Origin of the sequence: Streptomyces caeruleatus (assembly GCF_001514235.1) — a bacterium.
Classification (GTDB): domain Bacteria; phylum Actinomycetota; class Actinomycetes; order Streptomycetales; family Streptomycetaceae; genus Streptomyces; species Streptomyces caeruleatus.
Genome location: NZ_KQ948932.1, coordinates 429,247 through 454,452 on the forward strand (window position 1 = coordinate 429,247; position 25,206 = coordinate 454,452).

The 25,206-nt window shown below is 71.4% G+C and carries 19 protein-coding genes and 2 pseudogenes; 14 read left to right on the forward strand and 7 right to left on the reverse strand.

Translation table 11 applies throughout. The annotated features are described in order from the left end of the window. The first annotated feature begins 47 nt into the window (after positions 1-47). Positions 48-701, forward strand: coding sequence for a hypothetical protein (locus AQJ67_RS27720; RefSeq protein WP_062722007.1), 654 nt, complete (start codon positions 48-50; stop codon positions 699-701). A 413-nt stretch (positions 702-1,114) separates the two neighbouring features. On the opposite strand, the gene AQJ67_RS27725 is transcribed toward AQJ67_RS27720, so the two are convergent. Continuing rightward, positions 1,115-3,070, reverse strand: a complete 1,956-nt coding sequence (locus AQJ67_RS27725; protein WP_062722008.1) for a glycosyltransferase family 2 protein — start codon at positions 3,068-3,070, stop codon at positions 1,115-1,117. Positions 3,071-3,463: 393 nt separating this feature from the next. Here AQJ67_RS27725 and AQJ67_RS27730 point away from each other — a divergent pair, with 393 nt between their 5' ends. Continuing rightward, entirely contained in the window at positions 3,464-4,396 is a 933-nt protein-coding gene (locus tag AQJ67_RS27730) for a trypsin-like serine peptidase (protein WP_062722009.1), read from the forward strand. An 11-nt stretch (positions 4,397-4,407) separates the two neighbouring features. On the opposite strand, the gene AQJ67_RS27735 is transcribed toward AQJ67_RS27730, so the two are convergent. Both AQJ67_RS27735 and AQJ67_RS27740 read right to left on the reverse strand, forming a co-directional pair. Next, the gene (locus tag AQJ67_RS27735; protein ID WP_062722010.1) at positions 4,408-6,030 is read right to left on the reverse strand and encodes an N-acyl-D-amino-acid deacylase family protein; all 1,623 of its coding nucleotides are present in this window, start codon (positions 6,028-6,030) and stop codon (positions 4,408-4,410) included. Between the two features lie 12 nt (positions 6,031-6,042). Continuing rightward, entirely contained in the window at positions 6,043-7,314 is a 1,272-nt protein-coding gene (locus tag AQJ67_RS27740; RefSeq protein ID WP_062722011.1) for an amino acid deaminase, read from the reverse strand. Positions 7,315-7,512: 198 nt separating this feature from the next. Here AQJ67_RS27740 and AQJ67_RS27745 point away from each other — a divergent pair, with 198 nt between their 5' ends. The 5 genes from AQJ67_RS27745 to AQJ67_RS27765 all read left to right on the forward strand — a co-directional run bounded on the left by AQJ67_RS27745 (position 7,513) and on the right by AQJ67_RS27765 (position 12,477). Then, complete coding sequence (locus tag AQJ67_RS27745) at positions 7,513-8,751, forward strand: PfkB family carbohydrate kinase (protein ID WP_062722083.1); 1,239 nt, start codon at positions 7,513-7,515, stop codon at positions 8,749-8,751. Continuing rightward, positions 8,748-9,509 (forward strand): IclR family transcriptional regulator, encoded by a 762-nt coding sequence (locus AQJ67_RS27750; RefSeq protein WP_062722012.1) that lies wholly within the window; start codon positions 8,748-8,750, stop codon positions 9,507-9,509. Before AQJ67_RS27745 ends, AQJ67_RS27750 begins: the two co-directional genes overlap by 4 nt. Then, complete coding sequence (locus tag AQJ67_RS27755) at positions 9,506-9,916, forward strand: RidA family protein (RefSeq protein WP_062722013.1); 411 nt, start codon at positions 9,506-9,508, stop codon at positions 9,914-9,916. Before AQJ67_RS27750 ends, AQJ67_RS27755 begins: the two co-directional genes overlap by 4 nt. A 120-nt stretch (positions 9,917-10,036) precedes the next feature. Beyond that, entirely contained in the window at positions 10,037-11,524 is a 1,488-nt protein-coding gene (locus tag AQJ67_RS27760; RefSeq protein WP_062722014.1) for a GntP family permease, read from the forward strand. A gap of 428 nt (positions 11,525-11,952) precedes the next feature. Next, positions 11,953-12,477 (forward strand): hypothetical protein, encoded by a 525-nt coding sequence (locus AQJ67_RS27765; RefSeq protein WP_062722015.1) that lies wholly within the window; start codon positions 11,953-11,955, stop codon positions 12,475-12,477. Between the two features lie 3 nt (positions 12,478-12,480). Here AQJ67_RS27765 and AQJ67_RS27770 read toward each other — a convergent pair whose 3' ends face one another. Beyond that, positions 12,481-13,830 (reverse strand): M14 family metallopeptidase, encoded by a 1,350-nt coding sequence (locus tag AQJ67_RS27770; RefSeq protein ID WP_062722016.1) that lies wholly within the window; start codon positions 13,828-13,830, stop codon positions 12,481-12,483. Positions 13,831-14,171: 341 nt separating this feature from the next. Between AQJ67_RS27770 and AQJ67_RS50475 the strand changes: the two are divergent. The 4 genes and pseudogenes from AQJ67_RS50475 to AQJ67_RS27790 all read left to right on the forward strand — a co-directional run. Further along, a pseudogene (locus AQJ67_RS50475) lies at positions 14,172-14,519 on the forward strand (ATP-binding protein); the annotation flags it as partial. A 1,939-nt stretch (positions 14,520-16,458) separates the two neighbouring features. After that, positions 16,459-16,890, forward strand: a pseudogene (locus AQJ67_RS49605) (MEDS domain-containing protein); the annotation flags it as partial. Between the two features lie 630 nt (positions 16,891-17,520). Then, positions 17,521-17,925: an ATP-binding protein gene (locus tag AQJ67_RS27785; RefSeq protein ID WP_079056219.1), complete on the forward strand. Its 405-nt coding sequence runs from the start codon at positions 17,521-17,523 to the stop codon at positions 17,923-17,925. Positions 17,926-17,991: 66 nt separating this feature from the next. Further along, entirely contained in the window at positions 17,992-19,311 is a 1,320-nt protein-coding gene (locus tag AQJ67_RS27790; protein WP_062722019.1) for an Nramp family divalent metal transporter, read from the forward strand. Positions 19,312-19,319: 8 nt separating this feature from the next. Here AQJ67_RS27790 and AQJ67_RS27795 read toward each other — a convergent pair whose 3' ends face one another. Together AQJ67_RS27795 and AQJ67_RS27800 are read right to left on the reverse strand one after the other, a co-directional pair. Beyond that, positions 19,320-20,576, reverse strand: coding sequence for a hypothetical protein (locus AQJ67_RS27795; RefSeq protein WP_062722020.1), 1,257 nt, complete (start codon positions 20,574-20,576; stop codon positions 19,320-19,322). Positions 20,577-20,620: 44 nt separating this feature from the next. Continuing rightward, positions 20,621-21,127: a SigE family RNA polymerase sigma factor gene (locus AQJ67_RS27800; protein ID WP_062722021.1), complete on the reverse strand. Its 507-nt coding sequence runs from the start codon at positions 21,125-21,127 to the stop codon at positions 20,621-20,623. A 138-nt stretch (positions 21,128-21,265) separates the two neighbouring features. Between AQJ67_RS27800 and AQJ67_RS27805 the strand changes: the two genes are divergently transcribed. Continuing rightward, positions 21,266-21,688 (forward strand): hypothetical protein, encoded by a 423-nt coding sequence (locus AQJ67_RS27805; protein WP_062722022.1) that lies wholly within the window; start codon positions 21,266-21,268, stop codon positions 21,686-21,688. 12 nt (positions 21,689-21,700) lie between these two features. Here AQJ67_RS27805 and AQJ67_RS27810 read toward each other — a convergent pair whose 3' ends face one another. Further along, the gene (locus AQJ67_RS27810) at positions 21,701-23,377 is read right to left on the reverse strand and encodes a chitinase (protein ID WP_062722023.1); all 1,677 of its coding nucleotides are present in this window, start codon (positions 23,375-23,377) and stop codon (positions 21,701-21,703) included. Positions 23,378-23,620: 243 nt separating this feature from the next. Between AQJ67_RS27810 and AQJ67_RS27815 the strand changes: the two genes are divergently transcribed. Together AQJ67_RS27815 and cpaB are read left to right on the forward strand one after the other, a co-directional pair. After that, a complete protein-coding gene (locus AQJ67_RS27815) occupies positions 23,621-24,430 on the forward strand; it encodes a hypothetical protein (protein WP_244190617.1) in 810 nt (269 codons plus the stop codon). 60 nt (positions 24,431-24,490) lie between these two features. Then, positions 24,491-25,198 carry a Flp pilus assembly protein CpaB gene (gene cpaB, locus AQJ67_RS27820; RefSeq protein ID WP_062722025.1) on the forward strand — a complete coding sequence of 236 codons (708 nt, stop codon included), beginning with the start codon at positions 24,491-24,493 and terminating at the stop codon, positions 25,196-25,198. Positions 25,199-25,206: the final 8 nt, after the last annotated feature.

The window sequence follows — 25,206 nt, forward strand, 5'->3', positions numbered from 1 at the left end:
GCCGGTAGCTGTCCCGGAGGCCGTCCCCGTCTCTAGAATGCGCGCCCATGTCCCAGCCACCTGAGCGCGAGAACGTGACGCCCCAGGGGCGGCCGAACGTGTACCACCCGCGGCCGGCGGCGCCCCCCGCCTACGAGGCGTACGCGGACCCGGCGGCCGCGCACGGCTGGCAGAACGTGTACGACGAGACGGCGGAGCTGCCTCGGCTGGACGACGCCGGAGTCGCCGCCGTGGCCGGGGGCCCAGGTCGACGAGCGCACCGCAGGGCGCGGGCCCGCGCCTCGCGGCGCCTGGTGATCGTGGCCGGTGCGGTGGGCGCGGTGTCGGCGGCGGCGCTGATCGCGGGGCTCTCCCTGTCCGGCTCCTCACCGGAGGGCGCCTCGCGAGGAGAGCGGAACGGCGACGGCACGAACCCGACGGCGGGCCCCTCGGCGGACCCGACCGGAACCCCGGACACCGGCCCGGCCTCGCCCCGCCGGCCCGACGCCACCGCCGCGCCCCGCGCTGACGCCCCGGGCACCTCCCCGAGCCCCGCCGCCTCCGGCGAGGACGACCGCACCGGCAACACCCCCTCGTCGACGCCCTCCACAAGCACGGAGCCCTCGACCCCGACCGCCACAACGACCACGACCGCCCCGGGCGACGACGGCGGGGACGATCATCCGGGGCGGGGGCTGGGCAAGACGAAGGGCCCTCGATAGCGCGGGTACCTCCGGCGACGGTTCGCCGGGGCCGTACGTCTGTCGGCCCGTGGACGCCGGCGGGCGATTGCCCGACCGGGGTGGTCAGGCGGCCGGGTAGGGCGTGCGGCGCCCTTGGTGGGTGGCGGGGTGCGGTGGCCGTCCGGGGGAGGGGCCGGGGAAGGTGTGGCTTCCCGCATGCGCCCGGGTGGCTTTGGCGACGGTTCGCCGGGGCCGTACGTCTGTCGGCCCGTGCCGCGGCGCGCGACTGCTCGGCTGGGGTGGTCAGGCGGCCGGGCGGGGTCGTGCGGCGCCCTTGGTGGGTGGCGGGGTGCGGTGGCCGTCCGGGGGAGGGGCCGGGGAAGGTGTGGCTTCCCGCATGCGCGCGGGTGGCTCCGGAGACCGTTCGACCTGCGGAGCCGTACGCCCGTCGGTCAGCCCTTGACGCGTCGGGTGACCGCGCGGACCAGGTCGGTCTTGGCGACCTGGAGGGCGAAGCGTCCGCCGTTGTCAGGGGCGGGCTTGGCGTAGCGGGGGAGTGCCAGGCGGCGCCACTTGGCGGGCGGCATGTTCTTCGGGAGGGCGGGGAGCGGCACGGACCAGTTGCCGAGGCGGAGTTCGCCGTGCCAGAGGCCGACGGGGAGTTCGGAGACGGGGACGCGGATGACGAAGGCACCGCCCGCCTCGGGGCGCCGGGCCGGCCGGTGGGAGACGGAGCCGCCCTGTCCGTCCGTCAGGGTCACGGCGAGGGCGCCCGCCGGGAAGCCGGCGAGCGTGCAGCGGCCGGTGAACTCCAGCTCCGTGGGGGCGTCCGGGGCCCACCGGACCGTGTCGTCGAGACGGAGCCGCGCCGGCACGGTGTGCTTGCGTTCGCCGATGTCGAGCGTGAAGTTGCCGTGCGGCTGGGTGGTGTAGAGGGTGACGGCGCTCAGCCCCTCGGCGGTGTCCACGACGTGCGTCGTGGCCTTGCCGGACACGTCGTCGGCCCGCTTGCTGCCGATCCGGACCTCGCGGGTGATGCCCTGGGCGCCGATGGCGAGCGAGATGTCCCACAGCCCGTCGCCCAGCGCGCCGCCGTCGGCGGCCGTGGTGATGTCGACGGTGGCCTCGAACCCGGCGCGGTCGTAGGTGAAGCTGCCCTCGTCCTCGTCGGAGCCCGCGTCAGGGGTCGCCGTGTGGGTGACGGGCAGCCGGTACTCCACCTTGCTGTCACGCTCGCGCAGGACCAGCTCGGTGCTGACGTCACGGGTCTCGACGCGGTGCAGATAGCCGTGCCCGGCGAGGTGCAGCACGGTGCCGCGCAGGTCGGCACGGGTGACGCGGTGGCGCACGCCGAGCTGGGCGGTGACGTCGTAGCAGTCGTCGGGGATCGCGCGGGCGGCGTCACGCAGGAAGGGGTAGCGGGCGAGGGCCCGGCCCCCGTCGACGAGTACGGGCGTCGCCGACTTGCTCCGCGCCAGCTCCCGCTCGAACCGCACCAGTTCGAGCAGCTCGTCGAGCATCCGATGGCGTACGAGGTGGAGCCGCAGGCGGGCCATCGCCGAGAGCTGCTTGTCCATCCCCTCGTGGCAGAGCGGTGCGATGGTCTCGGCGAGCCGGGCGAGGGCCTTCTCCTGCTCGCCGCGGGGCTCGTGGACCAGGTGGTCGAGGAACTGGCGGACCTCGACGGTGAGGTGCCGGTGCGCCAGGTGGTCCAGGCCGGGGCCGGGCGGCACGTTCTCCAGGAGCATGTCGACCACGCGGGGCAGGAAACGCAGCCGGGGCTCGGTCCCGCCCGTGCGCAGGGTGATGTTGCCCTCGTCCTCCCGGCGCACCCAGTACAGGCAGTCGTAGGAGGCCAGGACGGAGATGCCCGCCGCGTGCAGATAGGCGGGGCCCACGAAGAGCTGGTCCTCGCCTATGGAGAGGTCGGTGGGGAAGCGCAGGCGGTGGCGCTCCAGCAGCTCCCGGCGGAAGAGCTTCATGGGGTTGAGCGTCCAGTACACCCGGGACGAGAAGACGTCGGTCCTCGGCTGGTCGCGCCGGAACATCGAGGTCGGCGCCCCGCGCCCGCCCTCGCCGACCATCTTGCCGAGCACGACGTCGGTGCCGTTCTCCTCGGCCATCGCCACCATGCGCTCCAGGGCCTCCGGCCCCAGGTGGTCGTCGGCGTCCAGGAAGAACACGAACCGTCCGCGCGCGTGGTCGAGTCCGAGGTTGCGGGGTGCGGAGGGGCCGCCGGAGTTCTCCTGCCGGAAGACGCGCAGCAACTCCGGGTACAGGGCCGCCAGTCGGTCGAGCTCCTTGGGGGTTCCGTCGGTCGAGCCGTCGTCGACGACCAGGATCTCCAACTGGTCCTGGCCGATGGTCTGTTCCGTGACAGAAGTGATGCAACGCGTCAGATAGGGCATTGCGTTGTACGCGGCGACAATTACCGAAACGGCAGGGCCTGTCATCGTCACACTCTCCAAGAATTACGGGGCACACCCCGTTTTTCCTGGATGGCTCACAGATTGGCCTATTGGGTGCGGTAAGGCACCATTTGCGGGGAGATTTGCCGACAGAGCTGTGAAGATATCATGACTTCCCGGTGCCCGTGAGGTGACCCCGTCAACTTCTCCGTGGGTGTCCTGCGCCGTCGCCCCGGTGCTCCTCGCTCCCCGTGATAGGGAAAGCCCTACGGACTGAACTCGCCGGTAAGCAACTCCTTGTCCCCACCCCCCTCCTGCGTGAGAATGTGCATGACAAAAGTGCGGGTGACCGGAGATTCTTCGGTCACCCTCCTCGTATGAGGGGACCCCCACATGAGAAAACCTCTCGGCGCCGCCCTCCTCGCCCTGGCGATAGCCGGGGCCGGCGCCGCACCCGCGGTCGCGGCTCCCGTGGAAGCTCCCGCTTCCTTCGGCAAGGGCGTGGACACGGGCTCGGTCACGTCGGTGGTCAACGACACCGTCGCCTCCACCGCGGACACCCTCGGCCAGGTGCTGAACAGCCCCAAGGTCAAGGCCGTCAACTTCGCGGGCACCGTCGCGCTCAGCAACTGTTCCGGCTCCGTCGTCCGCTTCCCGGACTCGGAGGACAACGACCCGGCCCTGGTCATGACCAACGGCCACTGTCTGGAGACCGGCATGCCGGGCCCCGGCGAGGTCGTGGTCGACCGGGCCTCCAGCCGTACGTTCACCCTGCTCAACTCCTCGGGTGGCCGGGCCGGCACGCTGCGAGCCAGCAAGATCGCTTACGGGACGATGACCGACACGGACGTCGCCTTCTACCAGCTCACCACCACGTACGCGCAGATCAAGAGCTCGTACAGCATCAACCCGCTGACGGTGGCCGACACCCACCCGGTCAAGGGCACCGCCATCACCGTCGCCTCCGGCTACTGGAAGCGGCTGTACAACTGCAACATCGACGGGTTCGCCTACCAGCTCAAGGAAGGCGACTGGACCTTCAAGGACTCGGTCCGCTACACGTCCGCCTGCAACACCATCGGCGGCACGTCCGGCTCCCCCGTCATCGACCAGGCCACCAACCAGGTCGTCGCCGTCAACAACACCGGCAACGAGGACGGCGAGCGCTGCACGGTCAACAACCCGTGCGAGGTCGACGAGAGCGGCGACGTCACCGTCCGCCAGGGCATCAACTACGCCCAGGAGACCTACCAGATCCCCGCCTGCTTCGGCGTCGACAACAAGCTCGACCTGAGCGCGAGCGGCTGCGTGCTGCCCAAGCCGTAACCGGCCCAGGGCTATCGGGTGCTACGGATCGCCCGTCCCGCCAGTACGTCCGTGCGGCGGCCGTCGTCGATCACGAAACGGCCGTCGATCAGGACGTGCGGGATGCCCGTCGGTAGCGTGCGCGGCTCCTCGAACGTGGAGCCCGCCGCTACCGTCGCCGGGTCGAACAGCACCAGGTCCGCCCGGTGCCCCTCGCGGACCAGCCCCCGGTCGGGCAACCGCAGCCGCGCCGCCGGCCGCCCGGTCAGATGGGCCACACACTCCTCCAGGGACAGCACCCCCAACTCCCGTACGTACCGCCCGAGATAGCGCGGGAACGTGCCGTACGCCCGGGGATGCGGCTTCGTGCCGCGCAGGATGCCGTCCGAGCCGCCCGTGTGGACCCGGTGCCGCATGATCGTGCGTACGTTCTCCTCGTGGCCGACGTGCTGGAGGATCGTCGAGCCCAGCCGGTCGTCGAGCAGCAGCCGACGGGCCGTCACCCAGGGGGCCTCGCCCCGGGCGTCCGCCGACTGCCGGATCGTCCGGCCGACGAACTCCCCGAGTGCCGGGTCGCTCACGCCCGAGATCTCGATCGTGTCCCACTCGATGGGCACACCGTGGCAGCCGTCGGCGCCGACGACCTCCATGTGGTGCCGGACGCGCTCGGCGGCCTCGTCGTCCGACAGCCGGGCCAGGACCGCCTCCGGACCGCCCTCGCCCGCCCAGCTCGGCAGCAGCGCGACGAGGGTCGTGCAGCCGGGGGTGTAGGGGTACGTGTCCAGGCTGATGTCGGCCCCCTCGTCGAGCGCCTTGTCCAGCAGGGACAGCAGCTGAGGAGCGCGGCCCTTGTTCACACCGAAGTTCATGGTGGCGTGGGCGAGATGGAGCGCGCAGCCCGCCTCCCGCGTCAGGGCCACCATCTCCTCGTACGCCTGAAGGGCCCCGGCCCCGTAGGAGCGGTGGTGCGGGCAGTAGTAGCCGCCGTACGACGCCACCACCCGGCACAGCTCCGTCAGTTCGGCGTCCTCGGCGTACATGCCCGGCGTGTACGTCAGCCCCGACGACATGCCGACCGCGCCCTGCGCCATGCCCTGCGCGACCAGCTGCCGCATCCGGTCCAGCTCGGCCGGCGTCGCCGCCCGGTCCTCCCAGCCGACGGCGAGCGCGCGGACCGTGCCCTGCGGCACGAGGTACGCCGCGTTCACCGCGATGCCCTGCCCGTCGAAACCGGCGTCGAGGCGGTCCAAATACTCGCCCACCGTCCGCCAGTCGAAGTCGATGTCGTCGCCGGAGCCGTTCCAGCCGGTGATCGCGCGGCGGACCTCGGCGAGCGTGCGGTCGTCGACGGGGGCGTACGACAGCCCGTCCTGGCCGATCACCTCAAGGGTGACCCCCTGCGCGGCCTTGGCGCTGTGGTCGGGGTCCCGCAGCAGCTCCAGATCGCTGTGGGCGTGCATGTCGATGAAGCCGGGGGAGAGGACGAGGCCTTCGGCATCCAACTCCCGCCGCGCCTTGGGCCGTTGGCACCCGGCAGCGGCGGCCTCCTGCACGATCGACACGATCCGGCCGCCGTCCACGACGACGTCGGCGCGGTAGGAGGGGCCGCCGCTGCCGTCCACGACGTCGGCATCCCGGATGACGAGTTCTTCCATGACCGCCCCCTCCTAGAAGAACGTGCGGATGTAGTCGACTACGGTCCCGTCCGCCTGCGCGAGGGGAATCAGCTGCCACTTGTCGAACGACGTGCACGGGTGCGACAGCCCCATGCCGAGCCAGTCCCCGACCTCCAGGTCCGCCTCCCCGGTGGTCCGCAGCCACGCGTGCTGGTCGGACAGCGCGGTCACCGAGACGCCGGTGGCCGGACGCTCGACGCCGTCGCGGCGGACCACCTGGGCGAACGGCAGATCGAGGTCGTACGCCGCGTCGCGCTTGCCCGCGTTGACGAAGGCCTGGTCGGGGGAGGGGCGGGAGACGACCTGGGCCCACAGGCGGAAGGCGGGTTCGAGGGCGCCCTCCTCGGGGACCCGGTTGAACGGGGTCAGCTTGCGGTAGTGGCCGTCGTCGTGCGAGACGTAGGCGCCGGAGCGCAGCAACTTCAGTACGGGGGCGGACAGTTCGGGGATCTCCGCGAACACCTCCGCCACCGCGTCGAACCAGGCGCTGCCGCCCGCGCTGACGACGATCTCGTCCAGGCCCGCGAACCGGCCCGCCTTGTCGAAGTCGACGACCATGGCGATCACCCGGCGCAGCCAGGCCCGCACCCGCTCGGGGTCCGCCTGCGGAACCTCGCCCTCGTATCCCGCGACGCCGACCAGCCGCAGCGTGGACACGGCGGCCACCGCGTCCGCGACGGCCGCGCACACCGCCTCCGTACGGGCCCCGGTCCGGGCGTGCTCACCGGCCGCCGGCTCGATCACGACATCCACCGGCCGGGTGGCCCCGGCGGCGCGCAGTGCCGCGTCCATCTGCTCGACGCCGCGCACGGAGTCGACGTAACAGATGAGACGGAAGCCGGGGTCGCTGGTCAGCTCGCCCGCGATCCAGCGCAGGGCGGCGGCGTCGACGAGTTCGTTCGCCAGGAAGATCCGCTGGATGCCGTACGCCCGCGCCACCCGCACCTGGTGCGGGACCGCGAGCGTGATGCCCCAGGCGCCGTGCTCGATCTGGCGCTGGAACAGCTGGGGCGCCATCGAGGTCTTGCCGTGCGGGGCGAAGGCGAGGCCGTGGCGGGTGGCGTACGTCTCCATCAGGTCGAGGTTGTGCTCCAGGCGCTCGGCGGAGAGGGCGAGCACGGGGGTGGCGAAGCCGTCGGTGAAGAGGTTGCGGCGCTGGGCCGTCAGTTCGGCGACGGTGAGGCCGTCGGCGTCCGGGGGGAGGCCCTTGAAGCGGTGGTCGACGCGTTCCTCGGCCAGACGGGCCAGTGCCTCGTTGCTCATGGAACCTCCCTGATCTGCGGTGTTGCATTTCTTGCAACACTCGTTGCGTATATCGCTTACCGCTGTCTAACATCTCGGCCAACCGCGGGTCAACGGATCCGCGTCCCGCGAAAGCGCCGAGGAGCTACGACGATCGTGACTGTCACCGGACCCTGCAATGCCCTCGACGTCGTGGACGTTGTCGCGCTCGGCGAGTCCATGGTCACGTTCCTGCCCACCCGCCCCGGCCGCCTCGCCGATGTGCCGTCGTTCGAGCGGGCGATCGGGGGCGCGGAGTCGAACGTGGCGTGCGCGCTGGCTGCCGCCGGCCACCGGGTGAGGTGGGTCAGCCGGGTCGGTGCCGACGGGTTCGGCGACCATCTCGTCGAGGCGATCGGGCGGTACGGCGTCGACGTCGCGTCCGTGCGGCGGGATCCGGGGCGTCCGACGGGCGTGTACTTCCGCACGGCCGGGGACCGGGGCACGGACGCGCACGAGGTGGCGTACTACCGGGCGGGCTCGGCGGCGTCGGCGATGTCCGTGGAGAGCGTCGACCTGGACGCGGTGCGCTCGGGTCGGGTGCTGCACCTTTCGGGAATCACTGCCGCGCTGTCGCAGGGGTGCCTGGGGTTGCTGCGGGAGCTGACGGCTCGGCGTACGGGGCGTCCGCTGGTGTCCTTCGACGTCAACTACCGGGTGGGGCTGTGGGGGGACGGCGACGGGCCGGACGTGTTGCTGGAGCTGGCACGAGGGGCTGACGTGGTCTTCGTGGGCGAGGACGAGGCGGAGGAAGTGTGGGGGGTTACCGGGGGGCCGGAGGGGGTGCGGGCCGCGTTGCCCGAGCCGGGGGTGTTGGTGGTCAAGCAGGGGGCGGTGGGGGCTACGGCTTTCGTGTCGGCCGCGGGTGGTCGTGGGCTGGTCGCGCGGTTCCCCGCGCCCCTGAGGTCAGGAAGCGTTCCGGCGTTGCAAGGCGCCGCCGACAGCCTCGCGCAGCCTTCGGCCGGCCACCCCACGCAGCCTTCGGCCAGTCGTCCCACCCAGCCTGCGGGCAGTCGTGCCGCTGGGGAGGCTCCCGCTCCGAAGAGAGGTGGCACCCCGTCGGTGCCGGGCGGCGCGTCCCACCTCCGGCCCACGCCCACCCCGCGAACCCCACAGCCAACAGCGTTCGTCCCCTCCCCCCACGTCCACATCGCGGCAGCGACCGGCGCCGGTGACGCCTTCGCCGCCGGATTTCTCTCCGCCACACTCCGCGGGCTGCCCGTAAGAGAAGCGCTCCGCCACGGCCACCTCTGGGCCGCCGCCACCCTCACCGCCCCCGGCGACCTCGCCCCACCCCCCTCCCGCGACCACGCCGACCGCCTGGTGGCCCTCGACGACGTCGCGTGGGAGAAACTTCGACTCGGCCCCGGCTGGACGCAAGCCGTTGAGGGGGCCGACGAGGAGGTACGTACGCCATGAGTCAGACCGTCGACCGCGCGCTCAGCATCCTGCCGCTGCTCGCCGAGGGCCCCGCCGACCTGGGCCAGGTCGCCGAGCGGCTGGGGGTGCACAAGTCCACCGCCCTGCGGCTGCTGCGTACGCTGCACGAACACGGGCTCGTCTACCGCCAGTCCGACCAGCGCTACCGCCTCGGCGCCCGCCTCATCGCCCTCGCCCAGGAGGCGATGGAGAACCTCGACATCCGCGAGATCGCCCACCCTCATCTCGTACGGCTGAACGAGCAGTGCGGGCACACCGTCCACCTCGCCGTGTACGAGGAGGACGAGGTGCTGTACATCGACAAGGTGGAGAGCCGGTACCCGGTACGGATGTACTCGCGGATCGGGAAACCGGTCGCCATCACCGTCGCCGCCGTCGCGAAGCTCCTCCTCGCCGACCTGCCCGAGCACGAGCGCCGCGCCCTCGCCGACAAGCTCGACTACCCCATGTACACGGCCCGTTCGACGCCCAACCCGGACGCCTTCCTCAGGGAACTGGCCAAGGTGCGCGAACAGGGCTGGGCCACCGACCTCGGTGGCCACGAGGAGTCCATCAACTGCGTCGCCGCGCCGATCCGCGGTGCCGACGGCCGCGTCGTGGCCGCGATGTCGGTCTCCGCGCCGAACGTCGTCGTCACCGCCGACGAACTCCTCACCCTGCTCCCGCTGGTCCGCCGTACCGCGGACGGCATCAGCGGCGAGTACTCCGGCAGAAACACAGCGAAAGGCACCGCATGACGGAGAAGACCGCACTCACCCCGAAGACCCACACCACCCCGCCCGCGAAGTTCTCCCACGGGGTGAAGAAGGGCAACATCCTGCAGGTCGCCGGCCAGGTCGGCTTCCTGCCGGCCGAGGAGGGCAAGCCCCCGACGCCCGCCGGTCCCACCCTGCGCGAGCAGACGCTCCAGACCCTCGCCAACGTCAAGGCGATCCTGGCGGAGGGCGGTGCCTCCTGGGACGACGTGATGATGATCCGCGTCTATCTCACGGACGTCGCCCACTTCGCCGAGATGAACGACATCTACAACACCTACTTCGAGGAGCAGGGGCTCACCCAGCCGCCCGCCGCGCGCACGACCGTGTACGTCGGTCTGCCGGCCGGGCTCCTCATCGAGATCGACGCGCTGGCCGTACTCGGCTGATCGCTGGTCCCTCCTCGACTCCCGCACGCCGTACGTCTCCCGGCGCGGTGCCCTCACCGGGCGCCGTGCCGCGATCCCCCCTGCCCGAAAGCTCCATGTACTTAACGCGAGGACCCCCGAATGTCCCCCTTGTCCCTTCCGCTCGCCGCAGCCGCCCCAGCCGGGACACCACCCCACACCGGCGGACTGCTCCTCCTGATCGACGGTACGGCCGGACTGCTCACGGTCGCCGCCATCGGCATCGCCCTGCTGCTCTTCCTGATCATCAAGACCCGCCTCCAGCCCTTCGTCGCCCTGCTCGCGGTCTCCATAGCCGTCGGCCTCATGGCCGGCCTCTCGGTCACCGAACTCTTCGGCACCGTCCAGCGGTCCGACGCCGTGTCGACCATCGAGTCCGGCATGGGCGGCATCCTCGGGCATGTCGCGATCATCATCGGCCTGGGCACCATGCTCGGCGCGATCCTCGAAGTCAGCGGCGGTGCCGAGGTGTTGGCGTCGCGACTGCTGAACCTCTTCGGCGAGAAGAGAGCCCCCCTCGCCATGGGCCTGACCGGCCTGATCTTCGGTATCCCGGTCTTCTTCGACGTCGGCATCTTCGTCCTCGCGCCGCTCGTGTACGCCGCCGCCAAGCGCTCGGGCAAGTCGATCCTGCTGTACTGCCTGCCGCTGCTGGCGGGTCTGTCGATGACACACGCCTTCCTGCCCCCGCACCCGGGGCCGGTCGCGGCGGCCGGACTGCTCCACGTCCAGCTGGGCTGGGTCATCCTCATGGGCGTCGTCTGCGGTGTCCCGGCGGTGCTGGCCGCGTGGGCCTTCTCGGCCTGGATCGGCAAGCGGATCTTCGTCGCCGTGCCGCAGGACATGGTCGAGGCGGCGGACGAGGCGAAGCGGGCGGTCATCGACGAGCAGCGCAAGGCCGGTGTCGAGCCGCAGGAGACGCCTGTGCCGCTCGGTACGGTGCTCGTGATCATCGGTACGCCGTTGGTTCTGATCCTCGCCGCGACCTTCTCGTCGATCGCGCTGGACCCCTCGACGACCCGTTCGGTGATCGAGTTCTTCGGGAACCCGTTCGTGGCGCTCACGATCGCTCTGTTGCTGGCGTACTACCTGCTGGGTATCCGGCGCGGCTGGTCCCGTAAGTCCCTGGAGACGGTGTCGACCTCGTCCCTGAAGCCGGTCGGCAACATTCTGCTGGTGGTCGGGGCGGGTGGTGTCTTCGGCGCCGTCCTCAAGGCCAGTGGGGTCGCTCAGGCCCTTTCCGACACCTTCAATGACGTGGGCCTCCCCGTCATCGTCCTCTCCTACCTGATCTCGGTGGTCCTCCGGATCGCCCAGGGATCGGCCACGGTCGCCATCGTCACGACGGCCGGTATCGTCGCTCCGCTCCTCACCGAGGGCGACCACTCCCAGCCCTTCGTCGCCCTCGTCATCATGGCCATCTCGGCCGGGTCGATCTTCGCCTCCCATGTCAACGACGGTGGCTTCTGGATCGTGGCCAAGTACTTCGGCATCAGCGAGCGGGACACGTTGAAGACGTGGACGGTCCTCGAGAGTGTCCTTTCGGTCGCCGGCTTCGTGGTGGCGGCGGTGTTGAGCCTGTTCGTGTGACGGGCCCGGCGCGGGTGGCGCCCCCATGGTCCCGCCCCCGCCGCCCCTACCCGTCCCATCCCCAGGGGCTCCGCCCCTTCGACCCCGGGTTCGTCCTTCGACTGCGGCCCGGTGGGGGCTGGTCGCGCCCACGCGGCGGAGCCGCAAATGGACACAGCCCCGCGCCCCTTCTGGGGCTCCGCCCCAGACCCCGCTCCTCAAACGCCGGAGGGGCTAGATCTTTCAGCCCGTCCGGCGTTTGAGGACGAGGCCCGAAGGGCCGACAGCGGGGGTCTGGGGGCGGAGCCCCCAGGGATGGGACGGGTAGGGGCGGCGGGGGCGAGGAAAGGGCATCGACGGGCGCGCGCCCCGGCGTTCAGTGAATCTTCGTGTAACGATGCGGGGGCTGGTTGTGCGGGACACAGGGTTGTCGACCATACTGCTCGGCTGTGGAGCAGCGCATAGGTTCAGGCAGCCAGCCCCTGGAGGGCGCCGGGTTCGATCCGGCCTTCATCCCCGGGCTCACCTCGCCCGCGTCCGCCGCGCCGGAGGGCGCGAAGAAGGAGGACGTGTCCGAGGACGACGATCTCGAGGAGACGGTCCCCGAGGACGCCGAGGAGCCCGAGACGGAGGGTGACGGCGACCGCGATGATCACCGCGACGGTGACGACGAACCCGCGGTCGACGGGCCCGTCTTCGAGGCCTCCGACCGTCGTGCCCGGATCATCGCCGACCACACCGGCGTACGGCTCTCCCTGGACGACCAGGAGTGCGAGTTCCGTTGGGACGAGATCGGCGCCGTGGAGACCGAGGCGCCGCGGTTCGGCAAGCGGTACACCGTCACCGTGCACACTCCTGACCGCCGTTGGTACCCGATCGAGATCGAGGCGACGGCCAGGAGCCGCTTCACGGAGTGGGACGAGCAGCTGGACGCGGTCCTCGACGCCTACTTCGAGGAATCCGACGCCTCGTAGCGGCTAGCCGCAGTACTGGGCTTCCTTGCCGATCGACCGGTACATACAGTCCGCGTTCTCCAGCAGCTGCAGCACCGCGTCCCGGTTCCGGGACGTCTCCCGCTCGATGACCTCGTCGGGCGGGTAGAAGCCCCCGCCCCCGGACCTCGGGTACATCTCGAAGGTGTACGCGAAGATCTTCTGGTTGCCCCACAGCCAGTCGTCGATCGACCCGTCGGTGATGTACAGGTCGCTGGACTGCTCCGGCGTGTAGCCGTTGCTGGCCGCCATCTTCTGCCCGACCGTGGCGAAGGCGTTGCGGTCGTCGGCGGTCATGCCGGTCGTGGTGTCGGAGTAGGTGTAGCCAAAGGGCCACAGCACCAGTTCGCTGTAGGTGTGGAAGTCGACCCCGGCCTTGATCTGCTGCACCCCGCCGACGACGCGGCTGCGCACGAAGTCGGCGACGACCTTGACCTCGGGCGCCGACTCGGCGGACGCGCCCCGGTAGGTGTCCGAGGACGCCGACCCCGACGAACCGCCGCAGCAGCCCCACCGGTAGTTCCAGTTCCGGTTGAGGTCGGTCCCGACGGCCGAGGAACCGGAGTTGGGCTGCCGGTTCTTGCGCCACGACCGGTAGGAGCCGGAGGCGATGTCGTACTCGCCGCCGTCCGGGTTGAGGTCGGGCACGATCCAGATCTCACGGTTGTTCACCATGCTGGTGACCCGGGAGTCGCTGCCGTAGTCGGAGGTCAGCTCGCGCAGGAGGTAGAGCGCCATCTCGACGGTCAGGTGCTCACGGGCGTGCTGGTGGTGGGTGAACAGGACCTCGGGTTCCGACTCGTCCGTTGCGACGTTGTCGCTGATCTTGATGGCGACGATGTTCCGGCCCTGGTACGACGTGCCGATGACACGCTGGCTCGCGATCGAGGAGTTGGCCGAGACCAGTGAGTTGATCTCGCTCGTCATCTCCGCGTAGTTGTGGTACCGCGAGTCGCCGGACGGGAAGTCGTAGAGCCGGACGTCGTCCTCGCCGGCGGACCGGTCGGGGACCGCGCCGAGCGGGGTGACCTCGTAGCCGAGCGTCCTCAACTTCTTGATCTGGTCCGCCCGGCCCGAGATCACGACACCGTGGCTGTGAGCCTCGTCCACGGTCACACCGGTCCGCTGAAGTGCCGTGCGGTCCTTGGCGGTCGAGTGCATATGGACCTCGTACTGCCGGATGCCGTCGGCCGAGGGAGCCGCCTTGGCGGCGCTGTCGGCGTTCGCGGTCACGTTCGCGGAGAGGGGTGCCGCGAGGGCGAGGGCGAGCAGTGCGGCGAGCGCGGCGGTACGTCTGCCGCTGCGGCTGCCGGAGCCGCGTATGCGAAGTCGCATGAAGTCTCCTTGTGGGAGTGGGGGGTGGGGTTCAGTGCGACGTACTGCGTGGTGCGGATGTGGCGCTCATCGTGGGCTGCTGGCATGAGCAGGTCAAGAGAGGGCGGTCGGTCACGGCGTGAACCATTCGAAAATCAGCCGCGCAGTGTACGCGCGCGGCCTGCGCGCGGAGCGGTACCGGACGAAGTCCACCCGGGGGTGTGATCCGGACGTGCGGGCCGCTCCGGGGGGCGGGAATGGTGAGGAACCGCGCAAGGGGGGAGCGGTGGGAGCGACGGCACAGGCGGGGACCGGCGCACCCTCCGACTCCCCGACGACACCCCTCAGAGGAACGGCTGATCATGGGCGGATCAGCGCCACGACGGGACCATCGGCTGCCGGTCGAGACGACCAGCTTCGTCGACCGGCGCGGCGAACTCGCCGCCGGACGTGAACTGTTGGCCAGGACACGGCTGGTCACCCTGACCGGCCCGGGCGGCGTCGGCAAGACCCGCCTCGCCGCGCGCATCGCGGCCGCGGTACGGCGCACCTTCCCCGACGGCGTCCGCTTCGTGCACCTCTCCGGCCTGGACGACCCCGCGCTCGTCCCGCTCGCCGCCGCCGACGCGCTCGACCTGCACGACCACTCCGCGCGGCCACCGCTCAGCGCGCTGGTGGAACGGCTGCGGGACCGCAGACTGCTGCTGCTGATCGACAACTGCGAACACCTGCTGCCGGCCTGCGCCGAGCTCGCCGCCGCGCTGCTGCACGGCACGACCGGCGTACGGATCCTCGCCACCAGCCGCCACCGCCTCGGCCTCACCGAGGAACACCTCCTCGACGTACGGCCCCTGCCGGTCCCCGACCCGGACGGCGACCTCGCCGGCCCCGAGGGCTACCCGGCCCTGGCGCTCTTCGCCGACCGGGCCGCCGCCGTGGTCCCCGGCTTCCGGCTGACCGCCGCCAACCGCGGGGCCGTCGCCCGGCTCTGCCGCCGCCTCGACGGCCTCCCACTCGCCATCGAACTCGCCGCGGTCCGCATGCGCGTGCTCGACGTGGACCAGCTCCTCGACCGCCTGGACGACCGCTACCGCCTCCTCACCGGCGGCAGCCCCGCGGCCCTGCCCCGCCACCAGACCCTGCGGGCGGCGGTCGACTGGAGCCGTGAACTGTGCACCGGGCGCGAGCAGTTGGCGTGGGCGCGGCTGTCGGTGCTGGCGGGCGGCTTCGATCTGGAGACGGCGGAGGCGGTGTGTGCGGGCGATCAAGCCCGTCCGGCGTTCGAGGACGAGGCCCGAAGGGCCGACAGCGGGGGTCCAGGGGGCGGCGTCCACTCCGAAGACGTCCTCGACGCCGTCACCGGCCTCGTCGACAAATCCGTACTCTCCCGAGAGGCCGGCCCCGACGGTATCCGCTACCGCCTCCTCGACACCCTCCGCCAGTACGGCCTGGACCGGCTGCGCCGACTGCCCGGCGAGGAGTCCGCGGCCCGCCGCCGGCAGCGGGACTGGATGCTGCGCCGGGCCACCGCCTGCGAGCGGGCCTGGTTCGGGCCGGGGCAGCGGGAGATCGTCGCCCGGCTCCGTGCCGACCAGGACAACCTCCGCGCCGCCCTCGACTTCAGCCTCACCACCCCGGACGAACGCCTCGAAGGCCTGCGCCTGGCCGGCACCCTGTGGTTCTACTGGCACGCCTGCGGCGCCCCCCGCGAGGGCCGTCACTGGCTCGACCGCGCGCTCGCCGCCAACCCGGACCCGACCCGGGAACGGGCGCGCGGCCTGTGGATCGCGGGACTCCTCGCCGCCGCCACCCAGGACCTCACCGCGGGCCTCGCCCTCGCCCGCGACGCCCACGCGCTCGCCCAGGACCTGGACGACGAGGCGGAGGCGGCGCACGCCGAGTACGTCATCGGCGTCATCACCCTGTTCATGGACGACCTGCCGACCGCGCTGAAACACTTCGAGACCAGCGTCGGCCGCGGCCCCGTCCCCGGCCAGCACCTCAGCCTGTACGGCCTGGACCAGGTCGAACTCGCCTGCGCCCTGGGCTTCCTGGGCGAGGCCGACCGTGCCGTCGAGGTCTGCGAGCGGGCCCGCCGGATGTGCGAACGGCACGGCGAGGAGTGGGTGCACTCCTACGTGCTGCGGATGTTGGCCCTCGCCCACACCGTGCAGCGCGACTGGCGGCAGGCCGAACACCACGCCCGGCACGCCCTGCGCCTCAAACTCGCCGTCCACGACGTCACCGGCATCGCCCTCACCCTCGACCTGCTGGCCCGCGTCGCCACGGAGACGGCCGCCCACGAGCGCGCGGCCGTCCTGCTCGGCGCCGCCGACCACACCTGGACCGGCATCGACCGCGACCGCTGGGGATCGGCGACCCTCAAGGCCACCCGCAGCGACAGCGAGACCCGGTCCCGCGCCGCACTCGGCCCACCCGGCTTCCGACGCGCCTACGAACACGGCCGCGGCCTCGGCGCCGACCTCGCGGCAGCCGTCGCCTACGCCGTCCACGACACCGTCCCCCGCGAAGCGAACGCCACCCGGCCCAGACCCGCCCCCGCCGCTTCCGGCGTCCACCTCACCCGCCGCGAGACCGAGGTCGCCGAACTCGTCGCCCAGGGCCTCGCCAACCAAGGAGCCCCACCCCATGACCGACAACCCCGCCCCGCCCCCCACCCCCTTCGACCACCGCATCGCCGTCTTCGCCACCGACGAGGAGTTCCTCGCCGCCGCCCTCCCCTTCGTCGGCGAGGCCCTCGCCGCGCCCGGCGAACCGCCGCCCGTCGTCATCGCCGCGCCCGGGAACCTGGACCTGCTGCGGGACGCGCTCGGCAGCGAGGTGAAGGGGGTCGCGCTGGTGCCGCACGGCGAGTGGTACACCGGGTCGGCGGCCAACGCGGTGGCCCAGGGGGCCGGTTACCTCGCGGCGAACGCCGGGCCCGGCGGGCGGATCCATCTGCTCATGGAGCCGGTCTGGGGCGGCCGGGCGGGGCGCTCGCCGCGGGAGGCCGCCGAGTGGATCCGGTACGAGGCCCTCGCCAACCTGCTCTTCGCCCCGCTCGCGACGACCGCCCTGTGCGCCTACGACGCCCGCGTCGCGGGCCCCGCCGTCGTGGCCGCCGCCCGCCGGGCCCACCCCGACACCGACGTCTACGAGGAGCCGGTCCGGCTCGCCGCCGAACTCGACGCCGTACCGCTGCCGCCGTCCCCCGCCGACGCCGAGCGGCTTCCCGGCCCGGTCCCCGCCTCCGAAGCCGTACGCACCTGGGCGGCCGTCCAGGGACTGTCCGCCGCGGACGCCGAGCTGTTCGCCACGGCCGTCACCGAGGCGGCCGCCGCCGTCGGGCCGGTCGACGGTGCCCCTGCTGTGGGGAGCGGCCCCGGCGTGCGTGTGCGAACTGCGCGCCCCGCGCCGCGTCGACGACCCGCTGGCCGGCTTCGTACCGCCCCCGAGCACGGAACTGGAACCCGGGCAGGGGCTCTGGTTCGCCCGGCAGGTGTGCGCGTACGTCGACGTCCGCGACGAGCGGGAGGGGACGAGCGTACGGCTCCAGTACGGGTAGGGGAGCGCCGCGTACAGGTAGGGAATCGGGTATTCCTCCCCGTGCGCCCGCCCCCGCGCGCCCGCCACTGTGGACCCATGCTGCACCTCTACGGGGCGCGCTTCCCGGATCCCGGACCTCAGTACGGCTCGTATCCCCAACCGCCCATGGGAGCCGGCCATCTGAGCGTCGAGTACGACCCCCGCCCCTCCGCGGTCCGCGAGGCACGCGCGGAGGTCCGCCGGCAGCTGGAGGGATGGGGGCTCGCGGACCTGGACGGCCTCGCGGACGTGGCCGAGCTGCTGGTGAGCGAGCTGGCCACCAACGCGCTCGTGCACTCCGCGAGCCGCTTCCGGCTCACCCTGTCCGCCGCGCACGGGATCCTGCGCTGCGAGGTCCGGGACCACGGCAACCGTGTCCCGAGGGTGCTGGACGCGGGTGCCTCGGAGAGCGGCCGAGGGATGTTCCTGGTGGAGGCGCTCTCCCAGCGCTGGGGCTGCCACCAGGACGGGCCGGGCAAGACCGTGTGGTTCGAGCTCGCGACGTGCGGATCCGAGTGCTCCCGGTCATGAGCACATCGAGTGCAGATCGCGCACACCCTCTTGTCCGGCGGGCGCCTTTGCGCTCTCTTGAACGTCATGGCGGACACCACGGGAAACACAGCGGCAGCACGGGTCGGCGAGGCGGACTCCCGCCCCCGTAAGTCCAGTTGGCGGTACATCGGCCCCGGCATCGTCGTCGCCGCGACCGGCGTCGGGGCCGGTGACCTGGTCGCCACCCTCATCGCGGGCAGCAACTTCGGCTACACCCTGCTCTGGGCCGCGATCATCGGCTGCCTGGTCAAGATCTCCCTCGCCGAGGCCGCGGGCCGCTGGCACCTGTCCACCGGCCGCACCCTCTTCGAGGGCTGGGCCAGCCTCGGTCGCTGGACCACGTACTTCTTCGCGGCCTACGTCGTCATCTGGGGCTTCGTCTACGGCGCCGCCGCGATGTCGTCGAGCGCCCTGCCGCTGCAGGCGCTGTTCCCGAACGTGATGGACCTCGAATGGTGGGCCATCGCCTGCGGACTGGTCGGCCTGGTCTTCGTCTGGTTCAACAAGTACGCCGTCTTCGAGAAGGTCATGACGGTGCTGGTCGGCGTCATGTTCGTGGTGACGGTGTACCTGGCGATCCGCGTCACGCCCAACCTCGGGGACGCCTTCGCGGGCCTGCTGCCCGTCCTGCCCGACGAGAAGGACTCGATCATCAACACCCTCGGCCTCATCGGCGGCGTCGGCGGCACCATCACGCTCGCCGCGTACGGCTACTGGGTCAACGCCAAGGGCTGGACGGACACCGGCTGGATGAAGGTCATGCGGCTGGACAACCGGGTCGCCTACGCCACCACCGGCATCTTCGTCATCGCGATGCTCTTCGTCGGCGCCGAACTGCTGCACTCCGCGAACGTCGCCATCGCCAGCGGCGACAAGGGCCTGATCCAGCTCGGCGACATCCTGGAGGACGAATACGGTTCGGCGACCGCGAAGTTCTTCCTGATCGGCTTCTTCGCCACCTCCTTCACCTCCCTCATCGGCGTCTGGCACGGCGTGAGCCTGATGTTCGCGGACTTCGTGGCCCGCTACCGCACCCGTACGGAGCTGAAGGGCGAGGAGGTCGCCTCGGGGGAGCGGGAGCGCTCCTGGCCGTTCCGCGCCTACCTGCTCTGGCTGACCTTCCCGCCCATCGTCCTGCTCTTCCAGGGCGAGCCCTTCCGCCTGATCATCATCTACGGTGTCCTGGGCGCGGCCTTCCTCCCGTTCCTCGCCGGCACCCTGATCTGGCTCCTCAACTCCGCCCGTACGCCCAGGGAGTGGCGCAACGGGCCGCTGAGCAACGTGATGCTGACGATCGCGGGCCTGCTGTTCCTGGTGCTGTGCGTGAAGCAGATCTGGGACCAGCCGTGGACGGAGTTCTTCTAGAGGCCCCTCTAGCGGTACCGGTCCCACGCCGGGCTGAGGGCGATCCTCCGGAGCTGCTCCTCGGTGACGGCGGGTGTCTCGCGGGTCGGGGCGTCGTGCTGGGTGGCGGCGTTCAGGGTGCTGACGACGACCCGGAAGCCGTCGGTGCGCAGGGTGTCGACGGTCCACATCACGGCGCCCGCCACGCCCTTGTCGCCGCCGCTCTCCCGGAAGGCGACCCGCGTTCCGTCCGGCAGGGTCTCGGAGTCGTCCCCGAAGAGCTCGTCCGCCACGTCGCCCATGCCGTGCTGGACGTCGATCTGGAGGTAGCTCCTGCCCTTGCCGTCGTCGAGGACGACGTAGGTGTAGTCGTGGCCCTTCTCGACCACCTCGACACCCTTGGGCAGGAGCGGCAGCAAGGTGCCGAGGACGACGTCGGTGGTCGGCTCGACGGGGTCGTGGGCCGGGGTGGCCGTTCCCGTGGGCGTCTTCGGGTCCTCGGGAATGGAGTCGACGTAGCCGCGCCACACCTTCGCCGTCACCAGCTCCTTCAACCGGTCCGTGGTGAGCGGCGGTTCGCTCCTGCTGACCGGTGCGTCCTTCTCCGCGGCGGCGTTCCACTCGCTCACCGCGATGTGCTGTCCGGTCGGGGTGACCAGGTCGGCCGACCACATCTTGGTGTCGACGCGCCGGTCGGGATACTCGTAGCCCTGGAAGAGCTTCAGCAGGGAGCCGTCGGCCAGCCGGGTCGAGACGCAACTGTCGTACGGCACCAGCGCCTTGTCCGGGCAGTCGGTCGTCTCGCGGGCCCGGTCGCTGCCGGGCGCGATCCGGTCCAGGCTGACGCCGATGGCTCCGGGGCCCTTGCCGTCGTCGTGCACGAGACGGACGTACGGCGGCCGCTTCGGGTCCTTGGCGCCCTGTGCCTGCTGCTCGCTCACCTTGCCCTCGGGGAGCAGGTTTTCGAGTGTCCCGATGAGTTCGCGGGCGGTCACGGGGGCGGCCGTGGACGCCGTGCCCGACGGCTGCCCGGCCACGCCGGAGCTCGCCGGCAGCGGGGCGGACGTGCCGCCCCAGGGCACCAGCAGCGCGCCGCCGACACCGACCAGCGCGATCCCGGCCACGCCCCCGGCCACCGAGGCCCGCTGCCGCCGCCTCAGCCGCCGTCCCCGGGCCTGACCGGCGGCGGCGAGCGCGGCCCGGTCGGTGTCGAAGCGGTCACCGGCGTCGTGCAAAGCGTGACCGAGCCGCCCCTCGAAGTGTTCCTCGTCGTGTTCCACAGGCATGGCAAACCACCGTTTCTCGGAAGGGTCGTGGGTCAGGGCCGAGCTCAGGAGGCCGCGTACTCGCCGAGGTCCTCGCCCAGCAGCTCGCGCAGCCGTCCGAGCGCCCGGGAGCACCGCGTCCGTACCGCCGCCGAGCTGGCGTTCATCGCGTCGGCGGTCTCCTCTACGGAGCGGTCCTCCCAGTACCGCAGGACGACCACGGCCCGGTCCTTGGCCGGCAGCCGGGCCAGCGCCTGGAGCAGGGTCAGCCGCAGCGACAGGTCACCGCCCTCGGCCGGCCGGTCCGGCACCGCGTCCGTGGCCCGCTCGGTGCTGCTGCGCCGCCGCTGATGGGCGAGGAAGGCACGGGTGAGGACCGTCTGCGCGTACCCGGCGGGGTTCCCGACCCGGGAGATCCGGCCCCAGCGGACGTAGATCCGGCCGAGGGTCTCCTGGACGAGGTCCTCGGCGAGGTGGGTGTCCCCGGCCGTCAGCAGACAGGCCGAGCGGTACAGGTGCCCGGCCCTGGCTACCGCGAACTCCGCGTACTCGTCCGCGCGGGCCTGTCTCATGCGTTCCCCCTGCTGCTGTGCCGGCCGGCTGTCGATGAGGTCCTCACTTCACTGATGCGGTGAGGCAGGGAGAATGTTTCACCACAGCACCGAGCAGTTCGCCGCGAGCACGAGGAACAAGGACCCAGGACCCGACGGATGACCCAGCAGCCACCCCCACCCGGCCCGGGCTTCGGCCCGCCCCCACCGCAGTACGCCCCCGCGCAGCCCCCGTACGCCCCGGCGCAACCGGCGTACGGCCCGGTCCCGCCCCAGCAGCCACCGCCCCAGCCGGTACCGCCCGGCCCGGAGTTCCTGGCCGTGGACAAGCGCAACGCCGTCGTGGTCGACGAATCCGGCGTCGTCTTCGAGCTGTCCGGCCACACGCTGGAGTTCCGCTGGCCGGAGATCCGCAGCGTCCACTACCGGGCGAGCCCCGACGGCAAGGCGCTGATGGTGGCCGTGGTCCACCTGGACGGCCGGTTCTACGAGGGCGTGGTGGAGGCCAAGCCCCGGGCGCGGCTGCAGGAGTGGTTCGGGCAGCTGGCGTGGGTGCTTGGCCATTACCGGCCGATGGGGTGAGGCAGGCGTCGTTTACGGCAGCGCGTGCACGTGCGGTCCCACCGCGTTCGACCACGCGTTGCCCGCCGTCGCGTCCCAGTTCGTGGACCAGGTCATCGCGCCGCGCAGGTCGGGATAGGTGCGCGAGGGCTTGAAGGAACCGCAGCCCGTGCCCTTGGTGAGGCAGTCCAGGGCGCTGTTCACGACCGACGGTGCCACGTAGCCGCTGCCGGCGCCGCGGGTCGAGGCGGGCAGGCCCAGGCCGACCTGGGACGGGGCCAGGCCGCCCTCCAGCTGGATGCAGGCCAGGGCGGTGAGGAAGTCGACCGAGCCCTGGCTGTAGACCTTGCCGTCGCAGCCGAGCATCGAACCGCTGTTGTAGTACTGCATGTTGACGACCGTGAGGATGTCCTTGATGTTCAGGGCCGTCTGGAAGTAGGAGTTCGACGTCGACTGCATGTCGATGGTCTGCGGCGCCATCGTGATGACCAGTGACGAGCCGGCCTTCGCCGAGAGGGAGCGCAGGGCCTGCGTCATGTAGGTGGCGTTGAGGCCGTTCTCCAGGTCGATGTCGACGCCGTCGAAGCCGTACTCCCGCATCAGCGCGTACACCGAGTTCGCGAAGTTCGCCGCCGAGGCGGAGTCGTTCACGGCCACCGTGCCGCGCTCGCCGCCCACCGAGACGATGACCTTCTTGCCGGCGGCCTGCTTCGCCCTGACGTCCGCCTTGAACTGGTCGACGGTGTAGCCGCCGAGCCCGGCCGAGTCCAGGTTGAAGGTGACCGCGCCCGGCGTCGAGGTCGCGTCCGCGAAGGCGACGGCGATGATGTCGTACTGGGACTGGACGTCGGCGAGTTTCTGGACCGCGGCCCCGTTGTTGAAGTTCTGCCAGTACCCGGTCACCGCGTGCTTGGGCAGCGCAGGCCCCACCGGGCCCGCCGTGGTCGTCCCCGTCACCGCCGCCGACTTCGGGGACTCACCCGCCGCGTTGGTCGCCGTGACCTGGAAGGAGTACGACGTCGAGGCGGCGAGCCCGGTGACGGTCGCGGAGGTGCCGGTGACCGCGGTCACCTTCGTACCGCCGCGGTAGACGTTGTAGCCGGTCGCGCCCGAGACGGTGTTCCAGGCCAGGGAGACCGAGGACGAGCTGGTGCCCGGGACCGTGAGGCCGGTCGGGGCGCCGGGGACGGTGGGGGAGGGGTCGGTGCCACCGCCGCCGTCGGGGCCGTACACCGACAGGTCGTCCGCGTAGTAGGCCGCCTGCCCGTACCAGCCGTGCGTGTAGACCGACACCGAGGTCGTCGAGGCGCCGGTGGTGAAGGTGGTCGACAGCTGCTTCCAGGAGGACGAGTCGGGCGTCCACGTGGACACGTCGGTGGTGCCGGTGCCCGTCACGCCGAGGTAGGTGTAGCCGCCCTGCACCCAGGCGCTCAGCGTGTACGTCGAGTTGGGCTGCACCGCCACGGACTGGGTGCAGCGGGCGTTGTCCTGTCCGGCCGGGGCCGCCCTGAGCGCGGTCGCGCCGCCGTGCACCGGGGAGGAGACGGGCGTGCCGCTGTTCGCGGAACAGGTCCAGTTGCTCAGACCGGCCTCGAAGCCGGCGTTCTTGGCGTTGTTGACGTCCGCGGCGGAGGCCTGGCCCGCGGGGAGGAAGGCGAGGGCCAGGGCCGCGGTGACCGCGCCCGCCCGGAATCTGCTGCGTATGGACATGACAAGAGACATGCTCCACAACTTGGTCCAGACCAATTCACCTGTCAAGGGATTCCGGTAGTGGAGAATTCGTGTGCGCAATCTGCCCCGTTTTGGCGGGAGTTGTGCCGGAGGTGTTGCTTATCAGCTGGAGAGAAGCTGTTCTCCGGCCACAGAGCCGTGGATACAGTGCTGAGGTAGTCACGCAATGAAGTCATCGGGGAGCTGCGCGTGCCAACTGCCATTGCCGTGACCAGCGCCGACATGGCGCTGCCGGCGCAGGACGAGCGAACCGTGCCCGCCGTCGTGCTCCAGGACCTCGACCGGGAGCCGCTGGAGCGGTCGCTGGCGGGCATGCAGACCCTGCTGGAGCAGCACGGACATGTCATCGTCGTCTGCTCGCAGGCCGTTCCGCGTGGCGTCCAGCAGCGGCTGCACACCGTACGGTCCCTGCTGGAGAGCGACCGCATCGCCGTGTTCCGGCCCGAACTGCCCCCGCTCGGCCTCGCCGTCCTGGCCCGTCAGCTGCGCCAGCTCGCCTCCTGCGACCTCAGCCCCGGCGTCCTCGCCTCGGCCGGCCGGCTGCTCACCCACTACCTCCACGCCGGCGCGCTCCTCGGCTCCGTCGCCAAGCTCGACCGCGTCCCCGTCGACCTCCGCTCGCACGCCAAGTCCTGGATGCCGGGCAGCCAGTTCGGCGTGCTCGCCCACCCGTCCCCGCAGCTGGCCCGGATCGCCCCCGGCGTCACCCTGCCCGGCCCGGAGTTCGGCACGTCGATGCTGGTCGCCCAGGGGCAGCTCCAGTCCGACTGGGTCACCGCCACGCTGGCCAAGTCCTGGAACGCGCAAGGGCTGAGAGAGGTCGTGCTGCCCGCCGAGTCGACGGCCTGGTGGGGGACGGCGAAGCTGATCGAGTTCTGCGCGTACCTGCCCGACCTGTCGGTGCTTTACCAGCTCGTCACCTCCGTACGGCAGAACACCTGTCACTGGTGCGGCATCGACGTCATCGGTGACCGCTGCGTCTTCTGCTCCGCCGTCCCGCCCACCCACGAGCAGCCGGCCCGCGCGGGCTGACCGGACCCGAGCCCCATCCGACCGCCCCCGACCGATTCCCCCAATGAGGTTGCACGGTTCATGAACTCCCGTCAGCGCCGCGGCGTGATACTCCTGCTCCTGTCCGTCGTCTGCGCCCTCGGCGCCTTCGCCGGCGTCCTGTCCGTCATCAGCGACGTGAAGTCCCAGGTCGGCCCCAAGGTCGTCGCGTACGAGCTCAAGGCGGACGTGGCGCCCTACACGCCCCTCGACGCGAGCCAGTTCCAGCAGATCCAGATGCCCGAGCGGTGGCTCTCGGACAACGCGATCAGCAACATCCGCGAGATCCGGGGCAAGATCGCCGTCACCACCCTGCGCAAGGGCTCCCTGCTCCAGAGCGACATGATCGTCGACCAGCCCGCGCTCCAGGCGGGCGAGCAGGAGATCGCCATCATGATCGACGCGGCGACCGGCGTGGCCGGCAAGATCACCGCGGGCGCCAAGGTCAACGTCTACGCCACCTTCGAGGGCGACGGCGACAAGGCACCCGACCAGGCCCGGCTCATCGTGGAGAACGCCCGGGTCATCGACGTGGGCGAGCTGACCTCCCTCAAGCCCGACGACAACGACCGCGGCCGGCAGCCCACCGACGCCGTTCCGATCACCTTCGCGCTCGAACCGGTCGACGCCCAGCGCATCACGTACGCGGAGTCGTTCGCCGACGAGGTCCGGCTCGCCCTGGTGGCGCCCGGCGACGACTCCGACATCCCCGCGACGAACCGCACGTACGAACTCGCCAAGGACAAGTGAGAGGCCCC